Origin of the sequence: Pseudomonas sp. MPFS (assembly GCF_022537035.1) — a bacterium.
GTDB classification, from domain to species: Bacteria; Pseudomonadota; Gammaproteobacteria; order Pseudomonadales; family Pseudomonadaceae; genus Aquipseudomonas; species Aquipseudomonas sessilinigenes.
The window spans coordinates 4,690,784-4,707,436 of sequence record NZ_CP066123.1; the positions used below are offsets into that span (position 1 = coordinate 4,690,784).

Consider the following 16,653-nt stretch of genomic DNA (forward strand, 5'->3'; position numbering starts at 1 on the left):
ACCGCCCCCATGACGGTTATTTCCTTGAGCGAGACCGACGTTAGCCGGTTGGCCCGGTGATTCAATGATGGCAGTTTTGAACCAGCGTAATTTATAGTAATTCTCATATAGATTTAAAGTACCGCAGAGTCGCAGTGGGTTTATTTCGCTATCCGGGCAGCTGTAACGCCATATGTCGGCAGTTAAATTCCCCCTGCGGCCTCTCGTTTACCTGACAGCTTCCCGTCCCTGCCATTTGCCCGGCAGTCGGCAACCGGCCCGCAACACGCGGCCCACTGCCCCGACGGGCCAATACCTCTGGCCGGAACCCTGCATGAAACGTCCTCGAAACTCCCGACGCGCCCTGCTTGCCGCACTCTGTGTGATCCCCATCGTCGCCATCGCCGCCTGGAAGTTCATTCCGTCAGGGCGCGACCAGTTCAGCACCGTGCAAGTGCGCCGGGGCGATATCGAAAGCAGCGTCACAGCCCTGGGCACCTTGCAACCGCGCCGCTATGTGGATGTCGGCGCCCAGGCCTCCGGGCAGATCCGCAAGATCCATGTGGAAGCCGGTGACGCGGTAAAAGAAGGCCAGTTGCTGGTGGAAATCGACCCCTCCACCCAACAGGCCAAGCTCGATGCCAGCCGCTTCGCCATCGAGAACCTGCAAGCCCAGTTGCAAGAGCAATACGCCCAGAACCAGTTAGCCCGGCAGAAGTACCAACGCCAGCAGAACCTTGCCGCCGGCGGTGCGACCCGCGATGAGGACGTACAAACCGCCCAGGCCGAACTCAAGGCCACCCAGGCGCGGATCGACATGTACAAGGCGCAGATCCGCCAGGCCCAGGCCAAGTTGCGCAGCGACCAGGCCGAACTGGGCTATACCCGCATCTATGCGCCGATGTCCGGCACCGTGGTGGCGGTGGATGCCCGTGAAGGCCAGACCCTCAACGCCCAGCAACAGACCCCGCTGATCCTGCGGATCGCCAAGCTGTCGCCGATGACGGTCTGGGCCGAGGTGTCGGAGGCCGACATCGGCCACGTGAAACCCGGCATGAGTGCCTACTTCACTACCCTGAGCGGCGGCGGCCGGCGCTGGACCAGCACCGTACGGCAGATCCTGCCGATCCCGCCCAAGCCATTGAATGAAACCAGCCAGGGCGGGGGCAGCCCCAGCAGCACCAGCAAGCGTGGCAGCGGCCGCGTGGTGCTCTACACCGTGTTGCTGGATGTGGACAACTCCGACAACGCGCTGATGGCGGAGATGACCACCCAGGTGTTCTTCGTCGCCGACTCGGCCAAGGACGTACTCACCGCGCCCATCGCCGCACTGCAGGACGGCGATGCTCCCGGCCAGCAGATTGCCCGGGTCGTGGCCAGCAACGGCGCCATCAGCGAGCGCAAGGTCCGGGTCGGCATCAGCGATCGCCTGCGGGTGCAGATCCTCGAAGGCTTGAGCGAAGGTGACCACCTGCTGATCGGCCCTGCCAACGGCAGCGGAGGTTGAATGCAAACGCCCCTGATCGACCTGCGCAGCATCCGCAAATCCTATGGTGGCGGCGACAGCCCGCAGGTGGATGTCCTGCGCGGCATCGACCTGTCGATCCATGCCGGGGAATTCGTGGCCATCGTCGGTGCCTCGGGCTCCGGCAAGTCGACCCTGATGAACATCCTCGGCTGCCTGGATCGACCGACCTCCGGCGAGTACCTGTTCGCCGGCGAGAACGTCGCCCGGCTCGACAGTGACGAACTGGCCTGGCTACGCCGGGAGGCCTTCGGCTTCGTGTTCCAGGGTTATCACCTGATTCCTTCGGGCTCGGCCCAGGAAAACGTCGAGATGCCGGCGATCTATGCCGGCACCCCGGCCGCCGAACGCCACGCCCGCGCTGCCGCCCTGCTGGAGCGCCTGGGCCTGGGCAGCCGTACCGGCAACCGCCCGCACCAATTGTCAGGTGGCCAGCAGCAGCGGGTGTCCATCGCCCGCGCGCTGATGAACGGCGGCCACATCATCCTCGCCGACGAACCCACCGGCGCCCTGGACAGCCACAGCGGCGCCGAGGTCATGGCCCTGCTGGACGAACTGGCCAGCCAGGGCCACGTGGTGATCCTCATCACCCACGACCGCGAAGTGGCTGCCCGGGCCAAGCGCATCATCGAGATCCGCGACGGCGAGATCATCAGCGACACCGCCGATACCGACCCTAGCGTGCAAGCCAGCGCCAACGCCGGCGCCCTGCAGGCCGTGGACCTGCGCCAGCGCCTGGCCGATGGCAGCGAACCTACTGGAGCCTGGAAAGGCGAGCTGGTGGAAGCGGTGCAGGCGGCCTGGCGAGTGATGTGGCTCAACCGCTTCCGCACCGCCCTGACCCTGCTGGGGATCATCATCGGCGTGGCCTCGGTGGTGGTGATGCTGGCGGTGGGCGAAGGCAGCAAGCGCCAGGTAATGGCGCAGATGGGGGCCTTTGGCTCCAACATCATCTACCTGAGCGGCTACTCGCCCAACCCCCGAACCCCAGAGGGCATCGTGACCCTGGATGACGTCGCGGCCTTGGCCGCCCTACCACAGGTAAAGCGCATCATGGCGGTCAATGGCGCAAAAGCCGGGGTACGCTTCGGCAATGCCGACTACATGAGCTACGTGGGTGGCAACGACACCAACTTCCCGGCGATCTTCAATTGGCCCGTCGTCCAAGGCAGCTATTTCAGCGAAGCCGACGAACGCTCTGCCGCGGCCGTGGCGGTCATCGGCCACAAGGTCCGGGAAAAACTGCTCAAGGATGTGGCCAACCCCATTGGCCAGTACATCCTGATCGAAAACGTGCCCTTCCAAGTGGTTGGCGTATTGGCGGAAAAAGGTGCGAGTTCCGGCGACAGCGATAGCGACGACCGTATCGCTGTGCCCTATTCCGCGGCCAGCATTCGCCTGTTCGATAGCCGCGATCCGCAATACGTGGCAATCGCCGCGGCCGATGCAAGTCGGGTCAAGGAAACCGAGCGTGAAATTGATGAGCTCATGCTGCGCCTGCACCACGGCAAGCGCGACTACGAGCTGACCAACAACGCCGCGATGATCCAGGCCGAGGCCCGGACCCAGAACACCCTGTCGCTGATGCTCGGCGCCATCGCCGCCATCTCCCTGCTGGTCGGCGGTATCGGCGTGATGAACATCATGCTCATGACCGTGCGCGAGCGCACCCGCGAGATCGGCATTCGCATGGCCACCGGTGCCCGCCAGCGGGACATCCTGCGCCAGTTCCTCACCGAGGCGGTGATGCTCTCGGTGGTCGGCGGACTGACCGGCATCGGCGTGGCCCTGATCATCGGCGGCGTGCTGATCCTCAGCGAAGTGGCGGTAGCATTTTCCCTGGCCGCGGTACTCGGCGCCTTCGCCTGCGCCCTGGTCACCGGCGTCGTCTTCGGCTTCATGCCGGCCCGCAAAGCTGCCCGGCTCGACCCGGTCACGGCCCTTACCAGTGAATGATCGATCGATGAAGACCACCCTGACCCTGATAGCCGCCAGCGTCTTGCTGGCGGCCTGCAGCAGCTCCACCCCACACCCGGATAGCGGCCTGCAAGCACCAAAGGCCTGGCAGGCCCCCTCCCATCGCGAAGGCCAGCAGCAAGACCCACGCTGGTGGGCCCGTTTTGGCAGCCCGGAACTGGACCGCCTGATCGCCGAAGCGCGAACCGGCAGCCATGACCTGGCAGCGGCGATGGCCCGAGTGCGCCAGGCCCAGGCCAGCGCCATCGTGGCCGGCGCCCCGCTCCTGCCCTCGGTCGAAGGCAGCTTCAATGCCAGCCGGCAAAAGCGCATGGGTGGCAAAGGCAGTAACCAGCAGGACAGCACCAGCAGCGACAGGACCGTGAATACGTTCGACGCCGGGCTGAGCGCCACTTATGAAGTCGATTTCTGGGGTGGCAGACGCGCGGCCCGCGATAGCGCCGTGCTCGGCGCCCAGGCCAGCGAATTCGACCGGGCAACGGTAGAGCTGACCCTGCTCAGCGGCGTGGCCAACAACTACGCCCAGCTACTTGCGCTGCGGGAACAGACCCGGATCGCCGAGCTCAACCTGGCCAACGCCCAGCGCGTCCTGCGCCTGGTCCAGACCCGCTACGACTCAGGCTCGGCCACGGCCCTGGAACTGGCCCAGCAAAAGAGCCTGGTGGCAGCCCAGCAACGCCAGGTACCGCTGGTGCAGCAGCAGGCCGAAGAAGCCCTGATCACCCTCGCCACCTTGCTCGGCCGGCCAGTGCAGAGCCTGGCCCTGAACGCACAACCTTTCGCCGAGCTGACCTGGCCGGACATCGATGCCGGGGTGCCCAGTGAGTTGCTGACCCGCCGCCCGGATATTGCCAGCGCCGAAGTCCGGCTCGCGGCAGCCCAGGCCGATGTGAGTGTGGCCCGGGCTGCCATGCTGCCCACCGTGACCCTGACGGCAAGGCTGGGCTCGAGCGCCAACAAATTCGACGACGTCCTGCGCAACCCCTTCTACAACCTGGCTTCCGGCCTGGTGGCACCGATCTTCAATGCCGGGCGCCTGAGCGCGGAGCGCGACCGGGCCACGGCGCGCCAGGAAGAGCTGCTGGAGACCTATCGCGGGGCGATCATCAACGGCTTCGCCGATGTGGAAAAAGCCCTCAACAGCATTCGTGGCCTGGACCAGCAACGGCAATGGCAGAGCGAGGAGCTGGAACAGGCGCAACGGGCGTTCGATATCGCCCAGAGTCGCTACCAGGCCGGGGCCGCAGACCTGCTGTCGGTCCTGGACACCCAGCGCACCCTCTACGCTGCACAGGACCAGAACGTGCAACTGCGTCTGTCGCGATTGCAATCGAGCGTCGCGCTGTACAAGGCACTGGGAGGCGGTTGGCAGGCATCCACACCAGCCACGCGCTAGGTCCTGCGGAGCAAGTCGCTGGGCGGCTGGCGAAGCCTTGTGCATCGCCAGCCACCAGGACAACCGGTCGGTTGTTCGCCTAGAATCGACGGTTCGCCACCCCTCCCAGGAAGAGCACCCGATGCCCCTCAGAACCGAGCTGGACGAGCCATTGGCAGAAGCCGTATCAGCGCTGAAAGAAGCCTTCCCGGACGGTGTCGCGCCCTCCGACTACCACGCCCTGCTGGCCGTCCTGTATGAACACTTTTCAGATCGCAACCTGGCGCAAGTCGTTGCGCAGCTGACCCAGCGGGACCCCGCACTCGTGCTGAACGACATCCACCAGGCCGTGACCCTCGCGAAACCCAGTCCGCAGGCGATCGCATCGCTGAACACCCACCTGCACCACCACGGCGTCGCCAAGCTCCTGGCTGACGACTGAATACCCGACGCATCGACGGACCGGCCAATGGATTTCGACGACTTCAAGCAACTGCTGGACCACCAGCGCAAGGCCAACCCCATCTGGTTCGAACTGCCCTCGGACAGTCTCGCCAGCGAAGCTGCAATCATCGAATTTGAAAAGGCCATGGCGCTGCGCCTCCCTGCTCAATACCGGCATTTCCTCAAGGTATGTGGCGGCGGTTACTTTGCCTTGGGAATCGTGTACTCGCTGGACCAGGCCAGCGATTTCAACCTGGGTAGAAACAACAGCGCCGGCAGCAGCCATTTGCTGTTTTCAGACAATGGCTGCGGCGACTTCTACGGCTTCGGGATAGAAAACGGCCAATGCCTGGAGCAGGTGCTGTTTTTCGACCACGGCCTGGAACAATGGCAACAGACCCGGTACCCAGGACTGTTCAGCTTCCTGGCCGACACAGCCCTTGCCAACTAACTCCTCTGCCTGCCAGCACCTCAGAGCTTCAGGTGCTGCGCATACCAGGGCCGCCGCGGGGCGCGCTTGAGCAGCTCCGGTACCTCTTCATCGCGACTCAGGGCAATCCGCAACGCCAGCTTCATGACCTCCTGGTCCATCTCCAGCGACATTTCCCCAGGGGCATTACCCAGCGGCCCACAGCCATGGGTCGAGGCCCCCAACCACGGATCGTCTACCTCCACCCAACGCCCCGGCGCGAACCAAGGCACGCCATTGACCTCACGCCGTAGTACTTCACCCGGGTGATAGCGTTCGTGGGCACGAAACCAGTCGTCGATCCGGTCATCGATCCAACCATGAAACTTCCAGAACACCGGATGGACGTGGGACGAAAACGGGTCACCAAGGAAATCATTCGGCGCCAGGTACCAGCGCCCGGCGAAGTCCGAGGACATGCGCGCCTCCATCACCGGCATACCATTGGAAGGATCACGAGCAACATCCGCCCAGCGCATATGCAGCCAGTCATGCATGCCCAGCTCGATCTCGGAACCAAATTCGCCCAAGGTCATGCGACTCAGATATTCCGGATCCTGGTACTGCGACTCCCAAACCTGGAAGTTGCCATAGAAGGCCGCATCACTCTTGAGACCATGCAGCCACTGGGTGAACTCTTCATCATCCTCGGATACCCAGGCAGGGGGCACCGAGCAGCCATCACGGTTCTCGTAGTAACGAATGAAAGCCTGTCGATCCTGCTCAAGGCGAGCTGATGGCTGCGGTATCTGGCGCCACGACACCAAGTCAGGTTGTAGCGAGCGTGCATGCAACAACATGTGCCGATGCATGAACAGAAAATCGATACCTGAGGCATTGCGATGCTTGCGCCGCCCGCGAGCGCCGCGCTCATGCTTCACCGGCCCCGGCTGCCAACCAAGCCCGCGCAGGCTGTTGCGCTTTTCCTTGGGCAAGGTATGCCAGCGATCACGAGAGGCGTGCCAGAGCTGATGAAACAATCGGTGCTGTGCAGAGACCAACCATGCCAACAAGGCGGGACTCAGGCCAGCCTGCTCTCGTGCCGCGGGGAAAGGCCGCTTGCGAGCGACGAAACGCCCGGCCGGTACGGGAGCCAAGGGAGCAAGCTGCAAGGACTGCACACTACCACTCAAGGTACCAGCGCCAGCATTACCCCAACTCGCCCAGACTTCATCGAGCACTACCCGGCACTCATGAGAGGGAGAACCGGCAATCTGTCCATCGGGATACAGCCGCCAACGCAGCTTCGCAGCGTCCACCGAGGCCAGGTCACCCAAGACCAGGAACGCCTCTCCCTGATCATCACGCAGACTTTCAGGACGTCCCAGGAAGCCCCGCAGGCCACGCCCGGCAGGCCCAGCATCGAGCAACAGCTCACAACCACGGCGAGGCAGGGCGTGAGGGCCATCGGCGTCCAGGAACTCGATATCCCAGATACCTCGCAAGTGATCGGCAAGGCGTATCCCTGGATCCTGGGCCACCTCCAGCTTGGCTTCACCTGGGGTGATTTCCTGCTCTTCCTTACGGCGAACATCCTGACGCAGCAGTTCCTTCTGGGTATAGATCGCCACGGGGATAGCCGCCCCCGTCACCGCCAGACCGGTCAAAAATCCTCGTCTCGAAAACCTCATCGCTCTACCTTTATCCAGTGGCGCGTCACGCATCTAGCTAGAACGTTGGATTTGCAGGGAAATTTACCGGCGCGCCGAATCCGGATGGCTAAATTTGCCACCCACCAGCTCGTTTATCGCGGATAGATGTGCACAAAAAGGTCGGGCCTGTAAGCGCAGCCTCCTCACGCCCGACCCCGTCATCAGCCCGCCTGCGACTGGGATAGCAATGAGCAAAATATCTGGAAAGAAAACCCTCTACCTGAGCCTGCTGATACTGATCGTCGCCGCCCTCGGGGTTGGGGCCGGAACGGCCTGGCATTACTACTGGAAGGATCGCGTGTCCTACCCCAATGAAATCGTCAAGCACGCCAACGACCTGCAAGAACGCATCATCTCTTTCGACAGCCATATCACCGTACCGCTGGACTTCGGCACCGAGGGCAGCGAAGCGGACAAGGACACTCATCGTCAGTTCGACCTGGTAAAGGCCGGACGCGGCAGGATGTCCGGAGCCGCCCTAAGCATCCTCGCCTGGCCGGAGATGTGGAACGGCCCCAACGCCCCCCACCATCCCACTACTGGCTTCATCGAAGAAGCTCGTCACCAGCGCGAGACCCGTTACCGGATCATCCAGGGCATGGTGCGCGACTTCCCCAACCAGGCCGCCATTGCCTACACCCCCGCTGACCTGCGCCGCATCGCCTCCGAAGGCAAACTGGCTGTCGTGATCAGCCTGCTCAACGCCTATGCCATGGGGAACGATCTCGACGAGCTGGACAAGTGGGCCGCCCGCGGCATGCGCCTGTTCGGCTTCAGCTATGTCGGCAACAACGACTGGGCTGACTCTTCGCGCCCCTTGCCATTTTTCAATGACACCCGGGACGCGCTCGGAGGTCTCTCGCCCATCGGCAAGCAGGCTGTGGAGCGGCTCAATGACCTGGGAGTAGTAATCGACGTTTCGCAAATGTCCAGCAAGGCCCTGGAGGATGTTGCAGCCCTGACCCGAGCTCCGATAGTGGCCTCGCACTCCGCCCCCAGGTCGTTAGTGGATATCCCACGCAATCTCAGCGACAAGGAACTGCAAGTCATCAAGGCTACAGGAGGCGTCATTCAGGTAGTGGGGTTCTCCACCTACCTGCGCCCACTCAGCCAGCCGACCCTGGACAAGCTGAACGCACTGCGCCAGCGCTTCGATCTGGGCCCACTGCAAGGACTGGAAAACGCCCTGATGCCAGGAGACGCTGTCATCACTATCTGGCCGGAACAACGCTTTGGTGAATATGCCAGTTCGCTGTACGGCATCCTCGACGAAGAACCCAAAGCGAGCCTCAAGGACTATGTCGATGCCATCGACTACACGGTGAAAAAGGTCGGAATCGATCACGTGGGCATCAGCTCCGACTTCAACGAAGGTGGCGGCGTCAACGGCTGGATGAGCGTGGCGGACAACCGCAACGTCACCGCAGAGCTGATTCAACGCGGCTACACGGACATCGAGATCGCCAAGCTCTGGGGTGAGAACTACCTGCGCGTCTGGGAACAAGTGCAGAAGCTGGCCAAGCCCGTCAAGACCTCCATACAACCCGGCACCGCCGGTTGAACCATGACCATGAGAATTCCCGTGACCAATCGCCGGACCTTCCTCAAGCAAGCAGGCCTGCTGGCCGCAGCCATGCCTCTGGGCAACCTAGCGTTAGCCTCCACACAGGCGGCCCGTCCGCCAGCAACCAGCACTTCGACATGGAACCAGCTGCGCCAACTATTCGATCTTGACCCTGACTATATCCATCTCTCCAACTTCCTGATCACCTCACACCCCAGGCCCGTACGCGAGGCCATCGAGAAATACCGCGCGGTGCTGGACCGCAACCCTGCGCTGGCGATGGACTACGACACTGAGTACACCTGGCAGCGCGAAGCCCAGGTACGCGAAAGTGTGGGTCGTTACCTGCAGATCAAACCCACCCAGATAGCCCTGACCGGCAGCACCACCGAGGGCCTGGCCATGCTGTATGGCGGCATCCACGTGCGTCCTGGACAGGAGATACTGACGACAGTGCATGAGCACTACTCGACCCGGAATGTGCTCAAGTACCGGACCCAGCGCGAAGGTACCCAGGTGCGTACGATCGAGCTGTTCAAGTCTCCCCACCACATGTCCACCGATGAAGTACTGGGGAACATCGAGCGCAATATTCGCCCCAACACTCGCGTACTGGGCATGACCTGGGTGCAATCGGGCAGCGGCGTCAAACTGCCCATAGGCGAGATCGGCCAACTGGTGGAGCGTCACAACCGCAACCGTAACGAACACGAACGGATCCTGTACTGCGTCGACGGTGTACACGGGCTCGGCGTGGAAGACATCAGCTTCGCCGACCTCAATTGCGACTTCTTCGTTGCTGGCACCCACAAATGGATGTTCGGCCCCCGGGGCACCGGGATCTTCTGCGCCCGCTCGGAAAAACTCGAGCACCTGACCCCGATTACGGCGACGTTTTCCGAGAACAAGGATTTCGCCACCATCATGACCCCCGGCGGCTATCACAGCTTCGAGCACCGCTGGGCCGTGGATCAAGCCTTTGAACTGCACATGCAACTAGGCAAGGCCAATATCCAATCACGCATCCATGAGCTCAACAGTTATCTCAAGCAGCGACTGCTGGAGTATCCCGGCATAGAACTGGTGACCCCACTGAGCCCAGAGCATTCGGCCGGCTTCACCTTCTTCCGCGGCAAGAACCTGGACACCGATGCCACTGCCGCCTGGCTGATCAAGAACCGCGTCCTGGTCGACGCCGTGTACCGCGATGCAGGGCCGGTGGTTCGCATGGCCCCCGGACTACTCAACAGCGAGGAAGACATCGACCGCACCATAGACCTGCTAGGCAAGCGCTTGCGCGGCAAGACCTCCTGACCCTGTCTTTTTCTTACATTGAAGGTTATTGATTGATGAAACCCGTCGCCTACTCCTCCCTGGCCGCGCTGATTGGTTGCCTGATCAGCCTCAACGCACAAGCAGTGGAACCACCCAAGCCCGGCAGCGTGTTCAAAGACTGCAAGAACTGTCCGGAAATGGTAGTGCTGCCCGCCGGCAGTTTTGTCATGGGCACCCCCGAAGACGAAGTCGGCCGCGAACCCGATGAAGGCCCACAACATACCGTGACCTTCAAGAAAGCCTTCGCCATGAGTCGCTTCCACGTAACCGCCGCCGAGTTGGATGCCTATATCCGCGAAGCGGGGGCCGTGGTCAAGGATGGTGATGACCGCCCCGGCCGCCTGTGCAAGGCCAGCAAACCAAGCTACGCACAAGGACCGCGCCAGCCCGCCGTATGCGTAGACTATTCCGACGTCCAGGCCTATGCCCAATGGCTATCGAAGAAAACCGGCAAGCATTATCGAATGGTCAGCGAAGCCGAACGTGAATATGCCGCACGGGCGGGCAGCACCGGCTCCTTCCCTTTCCCATTCGATGAGGAAGGCCAGTACCAAATCACCAAGCATGCCAATACCTATGGCCCCAAGGACGGGTACAGCTATAGCGCCCCAGTGGGCAGCTACCCACCCAATGCCTTCGGCATGTACGACATGCACGGTAATGTCTATGAGTGGGTGGCCGACTGCTGGCATCCGGACTATGTCGGAGCTCCCACCGATGGCAGCGCCTGGATGGAGGCATCGGGAGGCGTTTGCCTTGACGCCCAGATCCGCGGCAATGATTGGGGTGAAGCACCGGTATTTTCACGCTCGGGCAATCGCAACAGTCGCAAGCGCGAAGTCCGTGGCGATTGGCTGAGTTTCCGGGTGGTGCGCGAACTTGAACAACCAGGGGCCAGCCACCCGTGACAAGCTCGCTCGACGGTGGTCAAGCGCGATACAGCGCTTGACCACCGTCAGCCTCAGACCTAGGCCAGGGGCTGGGCAACCTGTTGCGGCTCAAGCTGCTTGGCCAACAACGCCAGCCCCTCGTGCAAGGCCGGGAACAGGCTGTTGTTGAAGTTGTTCCAGCGCAATTCGAGGATGGTGTCTTCAGGGGAAATCTCGGTATTGAGCACGTCGTGGAAGACCTCGCCGGAGTCGATACCATTGTCCACGTAGTGGAAGGAAGCCCCGGTCAGGTACAGCGGCTCGGTCGGTACGGTCTCCCGGGTCGCCCAATCCACCACCTTCTCGCCCCGGGCGCCATACAAGGCATTCCAGGTGGCATAGGCACCGCGGCGCTCATAGGGCGACTCGATGCGGGTAATGCCCGGGTGGATGTTCATGATCCGCCGGGCGAACGGCGCACCCGGGCGCACCAGCTCGTCGAGGATCACCAGCAAGCCATCCAGCACCACGATATCGGCCTTGAGCTCCACCAGGGTGTCGTACAGGCGACGCTCGAAGTCCTGCTTGCCGGCAATGTGCTCGGCGCTACCGCGCGGATGGCGGCGATAGGTAGACGGCACGCTCAGCAGCAGGTCGTTGACCAAGCGCCCCTGCACGGCGAGGTCCGCCGGATACAGCCACTGGCGCCCCGGCTGGTAGGCGAAGCCATAGTCGCTTACCAGCTTCTGGTCCCGTGGCGACTGCTCGTCATCGTCGTAGACCACGCCCACCAGGTTGTAGGCCTCGCCCAGGGGCGTCTGGTTCAACGCCTCCACCAGGGACTCCAGCACCGATTTCATGTAGCGCTCGTGGTCCTTGTAGGCCACCGGCTGCCCCGCCTTGTCGGCCGCGGCGTTTCGCAGGGACCAGACATACACCAGATTCTTCTTCGTCATTCGTTCGCTCTCGCTCAATGGATCAGGCACTGCGTCGATACACGTGCGCCCACAGAACTAGAACGAACCAGGCTCCGGGCAATTTATCCGGGACGCCTGCGCCCGGCGGTGGCCGACAAAGCTAAATAGTCGCCGCGACGCTTCGTTTGTTCAGGGGTAAGGGTCCGTGTGCCCGACCCTCTATCCACTCTCTGGGAAGTACTTATGACCGACCCCAAGCGCGGCGCCTTCAAAGGCCTGCTCGCATTGCTCAGGCCCTTTCGCAGCATAGTGCTGGTTTCCGTTGCCCTGGGCATGGCCGGTGGCCTGGCTATCACCCTGCTGCTGGCCACCATCAACAACGCCTTGCATTCGGCCGGTGGCATGACCCAGGGCGTGGTCCTGACCTTCGCCGCACTCTGCGCATTGGCCCTGGTCAGCTCGATCGTCTCGGACGTCGGCACCAACTACGTGGGCCAGCGGATCATCGCCGCCCTGCGCAAGGACCTGGGAGAGAAAGTGCTCTCGGCGCCCATCACCCAGATCGAGCGCTACCGCTCCCACCGCCTGATCCCGGTACTGACCCACGACGTCGACACCATCAGTGACTTTTCCTTCGCCTTCACCCCCCTGGCCATTGCCGCCACGGTCACTTTGGGCTGCCTGGGCTACCTGGCCTACCTGTCGGTACCGATGTTCCTGATGATGGTGGTAGCCATCATCATCGGCACCAGCGTGCAACTGGTGGCGGGTGGCAAGGGCATCAAGGGTTTTGATGAGGCCCGGGACCACGAGGACGAGTTGCAGCGGTATTACAACGCCATTGCTTCGGGCGCCAAGGAACTGCGCATCCACCGACCACGGCGTTTCCGCATGAACACCCATCGCATCCAGGAAACCGCAGATCGCATCAGCGATATCCAGGTGCGCTCGGTGAACATCTACATCCTGGCCAAGAGCTTCGGTTCGATGCTGTTCTTCGTCGTCATCGGCCTGGCCCTGGCCATGCAGGCCTACTACCCGAACCCGGACCCCGCAGTCATCACCGGCTTCGTACTGGTGCTGCTGTACATGAAGGGGCCACTTGAACATGTGGTCGGTTACCTGCCTATCGTCGGCAAGGCAAAGATTGCGTTCGCCCGCATCAGCGAGTTGTCCGAGCGTTTCTCCTCCCCCGAACCGCACCTGCTGATGGACGACAGCGAAGCGCCGCAAGCGGTAGTGCACAGCCTGGAACTGCGCGAGGTGCGCTACAGCCCTCCAGCGGTCGAGGGCAGCGAACCGTTCCACCTGGGACCGATCAACCTGAGCATCAAGCAGGGCGACATCGTGTTCATCGTCGGCGAGAACGGTTGCGGCAAGACTACCCTGATCAAGCTGTTGCTGGGCCTGTACCAGCCCCAATCCGGGGAGATCCGCCTCAACGGTGAAACCGTGACCGACCAGGCCCGGGACAACTACCGACAACTGTTCACCACGGTATTTGCCGACTACTACCTGTTCGACGACCTGGTCCAGGGCAACGCCGGCAAGTCGCTGGATGTCGCCACCCAGTACCTGAACCGCCTGGAAATCGCCCACAAGGTCAGCGTCAAGGATGGCGCCTTCACCACCACCGACCTGTCCACCGGCCAGCGCAAGCGCCTAGCCCTGGTCAATGCCTGGCTGGAAGAGCGCCCGGTGCTGGTGTTCGACGAATGGGCCGCCGACCAGGACCCGGCCTTCCGGCGGATTTTCTATACCGAGCTGCTGCCCGATCTCAAGCGCCTGGGCAAGACCATCATCGTGATCAGCCACGACGATCGCTACTTCGACATTGCCGACCAGTTGGTGCGCATGAAGGCCGGACGAGTCCTGACTGAACTGCAACCGGCGTGATTGTTTCCGGTTTATGGCAAGTGGTGCGTCCTATTACAGGAATTGAGAATCACTAGCATTAGCAACCATTACATCTGCCGGATCTACAAGAGCATATGAGCATGCCCGCACAACATCGTTTGTCTCCTTTGACGAAAGCGCTACTTTGCCAAGCGTTCTCGCCAAAAATGGCTTCCCGCACCTTGGGTCTGGCCTTGACCTTGCCCTTGATGGCGCAGGTTCAGGCCCAGGAAATCCAATTCAGCATTGCCTCGCAATCCATGGCCTCTGCCCTGCAAGAATTCGGACGCCAGGCCAACATGCAAGTGCTCTACAGTCCCGACGATGTGGAGGGCAAGCGCAGCAACGCCCTCAGCGGCAGCTATTCGCCGGAGCGGGCCATCGCGGCCATGCTCAATGGCACGGGGGTGGCCTACACCCTCAAGGGCAACTCGATCACCATTCTCAATCGTGCCACCGTCGGCTCGCTGGAGCTGGGAACCAGCACCATCAGTGGCCAGAGCCTGGGAGTCACTACCGAAGACACTGGCTCCTACACCACGGGTCAGATGCAGACCGCCAGCAAACTCGCGCTATCGGCCCGGGAAACCCCGCAGTCGGTCACGGTCATCACCCGCCAGCGCATGGATGACCAGAACATGAAGTCCCTGGAAGACGTACTCAGGGCTACCCCCGGCATTGCGGTGACCAAGGCAGGCCCGCAACGCTCGACCTTCTATTCCCGCGGTTTCGCCGTCGAAAACCTGATGACCGACGGCCTGCCCAACGACTTGAGCCACTACCTGACCCGAGACATGAACTCCGCTCCGGACATGGCAATCTTCGATCGAGTAGAGGTAGTGCGTGGCGCTACTGGCATGATGCAAGGTTCGGGTAACCCGTCTGCGGCGATCAACATGGTGCGTAAACGTCCAACCGCCACACCACGGGTCACCATCACCGGTAGCGCCGGCAGCTGGGACAACTATCGTACTGAGTTCGATGCTTCCAACGCGCTCAACGAAAGCGGCACCTTGCGCGGTCGCGTGGTGACCGCCTATCAGACCAAGGACAGCTTCCAGGACTTCGTCAGCTCCGAGCGTTCGGTGTTCTATGCCATCACCGAGGCGGACCTGAATGAAAATACCACCTTCACCTTCGGCGCCTCCAACCAGAACGCTAACAACAACAGCGCCTGGGCCGGCCTGCCCGTTGGACGTGACGGCAGCGACCTACATCTTAAACGCTCCAGCTACCTGGGCAGCGACTGGGAATATTGGGACCAGGACAACACCACCGCGTTCACCCGACTGGAATACCGCTTCGCCAATAGCTGGAAAATGCTTCTGGCCGCCAGCAAGAGCTGGTCGGACCTGAAAATGCACGGTTCCATTCCGCTGCGTATGGGTACCAACTACGACGAATTCGGCCAGAACATCGGGCGTTACGAATACGAAGACCAGCAGAACAGCTATGACGGTTATGTCACCGGTCCCTTCTCGCTGTTCGGGCGTACCCACGAGTTGGTGGTCGGTGCCAGCAGGCGTGATCTTTCGTTCAAGGGCAAGGGCAACCCCATCGACCTTGCGACCCATACCAACATCTACAACCCCAGCGGCATCCCCAAGCCAGACATGAGCGCCACTCCCTGGGTACAACGCCGTACCAGCGACGAAGAAGCGGCCTATGTCACTACTCGCCTGAGCATTACCGACGACCTGAAACTGATTCTCGGCGGCCGACTGGACTGGTACGACTATGACGTCTACACCGCCTGGAACGGCAAACCCTACTCTTCCAGCCGCCCCAATAAAGTGACGCGTAATCTGACCCGCTATGCAGGCGCCATCTATGACCTGGACCAGCACCATTCGGTCTACGTCAGCTACACCGATATTTTCAAGCCGCAGACCGAGCTCGATGCGTCCAACAGCGCAATCAAGCCTATCGAGGGCAAGAACTACGAGATCGGCATCAAGGGCGAATACTTTGATGGCAGCCTGAATGCCAGCGCGGCGATTTTCCGTATCGATCAGCAAAATCGCGCCAAACAGCTGAACTCCAATCAATGTACTCCGCGGGGAACCACATGCTATGAGGCAGCAGGTGAAGTACGCAGCGAAGGCATCGACCTGGAAATCAACGGTTCGCTGATACCTGGCTGGGAGTTGGGCGCCGGCTATACCTATGCTGCCGCCAAGTACACCAAGGATAGCGACAAGAACAAGGAAGGACGCCTGTTCAGTACCGACATCCCTCGACACATTTTCAAGGTGTTCACCACCTATCAGCTTCCAGGCGACCTCAATCGCTGGACCATTGGTGGTGGCATGTATAGCCAGAACACCATCTACAACAAGGGCACCAACAGTGCAGATGGCCCACCACCATACGACTACCGCATAGAACAGAAGGCCTACACCCTGGTCGACCTTATGGCCAGCTACAAAGCCACGGAAAACCTGGACGTTCGCCTGAACCTGAACAACATCTTCGACAAGCGCTACTACCGGACCATCGGTAGCAACACTGACTATGGCAACAACCTGTACGGCGATCCGCGCAACGCCATGGTCACCGTCCGCTGGTCCCTCTGATCCCTCCAACCTCGCCAGAGACCGCCCTCGACCAGGGCGGTCCCCATGGCACCGCACCAACGGCATCAGCCTGAT

General features: G+C 61.7%; 12 protein-coding genes. 10 read left to right on the forward strand and 2 right to left on the reverse strand.

The window, feature by feature from the left end:
• Positions 1-313 precede the first annotated feature (313 nt).
• From I9018_RS21510 to I9018_RS21530, 5 genes are all read left to right on the forward strand, one after another.
• Entirely contained in the window at positions 314-1,486 is a 1,173-nt protein-coding gene (locus I9018_RS21510) for an efflux RND transporter periplasmic adaptor subunit (RefSeq protein ID WP_241107461.1), read from the forward strand.
• Positions 1,487-3,460 carry a MacB family efflux pump subunit gene (locus I9018_RS21515; protein ID WP_124348139.1) on the forward strand — a complete coding sequence of 658 codons (1,974 nt, stop codon included), beginning with the start codon at positions 1,487-1,489 and terminating at the stop codon, positions 3,458-3,460.
• A gap of 7 nt (positions 3,461-3,467) precedes the next feature.
• The gene (locus I9018_RS21520; RefSeq protein WP_241107462.1) at positions 3,468-4,877 is read left to right on the forward strand and encodes an efflux transporter outer membrane subunit; all 1,410 of its coding nucleotides are present in this window, start codon (positions 3,468-3,470) and stop codon (positions 4,875-4,877) included.
• Between the two features lie 121 nt (positions 4,878-4,998).
• A complete protein-coding gene (locus I9018_RS21525) occupies positions 4,999-5,298 on the forward strand; it encodes a DUF3349 domain-containing protein (protein WP_124348141.1) in 300 nt (99 codons plus the stop codon).
• 27 nt (positions 5,299-5,325) lie between these two features.
• The gene (locus tag I9018_RS21530; protein ID WP_241107463.1) at positions 5,326-5,751 is read left to right on the forward strand and encodes an SMI1/KNR4 family protein; all 426 of its coding nucleotides are present in this window, start codon (positions 5,326-5,328) and stop codon (positions 5,749-5,751) included.
• A 20-nt stretch (positions 5,752-5,771) separates the two neighbouring features.
• Here the strand turns inward: I9018_RS21530 and I9018_RS21535 are convergent, their stop codons facing one another.
• Positions 5,772-7,400: a twin-arginine translocation signal domain-containing protein gene (locus I9018_RS21535; protein WP_241107464.1), complete on the reverse strand. Its 1,629-nt coding sequence runs from the start codon at positions 7,398-7,400 to the stop codon at positions 5,772-5,774.
• A 208-nt stretch (positions 7,401-7,608) separates the two neighbouring features.
• On the opposite strand from I9018_RS21535, the gene pvdM reads away from it, so the two are divergent.
• From pvdM to I9018_RS21550, 3 genes are read left to right on the forward strand one after another with little or no spacing between them, the layout of a single operon-like run.
• Positions 7,609-8,982 carry a pyoverdine-tailoring dipeptidase-like protein PvdM gene (gene pvdM, locus I9018_RS21540; RefSeq protein ID WP_241107465.1) on the forward strand — a complete coding sequence of 458 codons (1,374 nt, stop codon included), beginning with the start codon at positions 7,609-7,611 and terminating at the stop codon, positions 8,980-8,982.
• Positions 8,983-9,003: 21 nt separating this feature from the next.
• Positions 9,004-10,299, forward strand: a complete 1,296-nt coding sequence (locus tag I9018_RS21545; RefSeq protein ID WP_124348433.1) for an aminotransferase class V-fold PLP-dependent enzyme — start codon at positions 9,004-9,006, stop codon at positions 10,297-10,299.
• Positions 10,300-10,334: 35 nt separating this feature from the next.
• A complete protein-coding gene (locus tag I9018_RS21550; RefSeq protein WP_124348145.1) occupies positions 10,335-11,228 on the forward strand; it encodes a formylglycine-generating enzyme family protein in 894 nt (297 codons plus the stop codon).
• A 59-nt stretch (positions 11,229-11,287) separates the two neighbouring features.
• Here I9018_RS21550 and I9018_RS21555 read toward each other — a convergent pair whose 3' ends face one another.
• Positions 11,288-12,145, reverse strand: coding sequence for a N(5)-hydroxyornithine transformylase PvdF (locus I9018_RS21555; protein WP_124348146.1), 858 nt, complete (start codon positions 12,143-12,145; stop codon positions 11,288-11,290).
• 204 nt (positions 12,146-12,349) lie between these two features.
• Between I9018_RS21555 and I9018_RS21560 the strand changes: the two genes are divergently transcribed.
• Both I9018_RS21560 and I9018_RS21565 read left to right on the forward strand, forming a co-directional pair.
• On the forward strand, positions 12,350-14,002 hold the full coding sequence (locus I9018_RS21560) for a cyclic peptide export ABC transporter (RefSeq protein ID WP_241107466.1): 1,653 nt from the start codon (positions 12,350-12,352) through the stop codon (positions 14,000-14,002).
• Positions 14,003-14,097: 95 nt separating this feature from the next.
• Positions 14,098-16,578, forward strand: coding sequence for a TonB-dependent siderophore receptor (locus tag I9018_RS21565; RefSeq protein ID WP_241107467.1), 2,481 nt, complete (start codon positions 14,098-14,100; stop codon positions 16,576-16,578).
• Positions 16,579-16,653 lie beyond the last annotated feature (75 nt).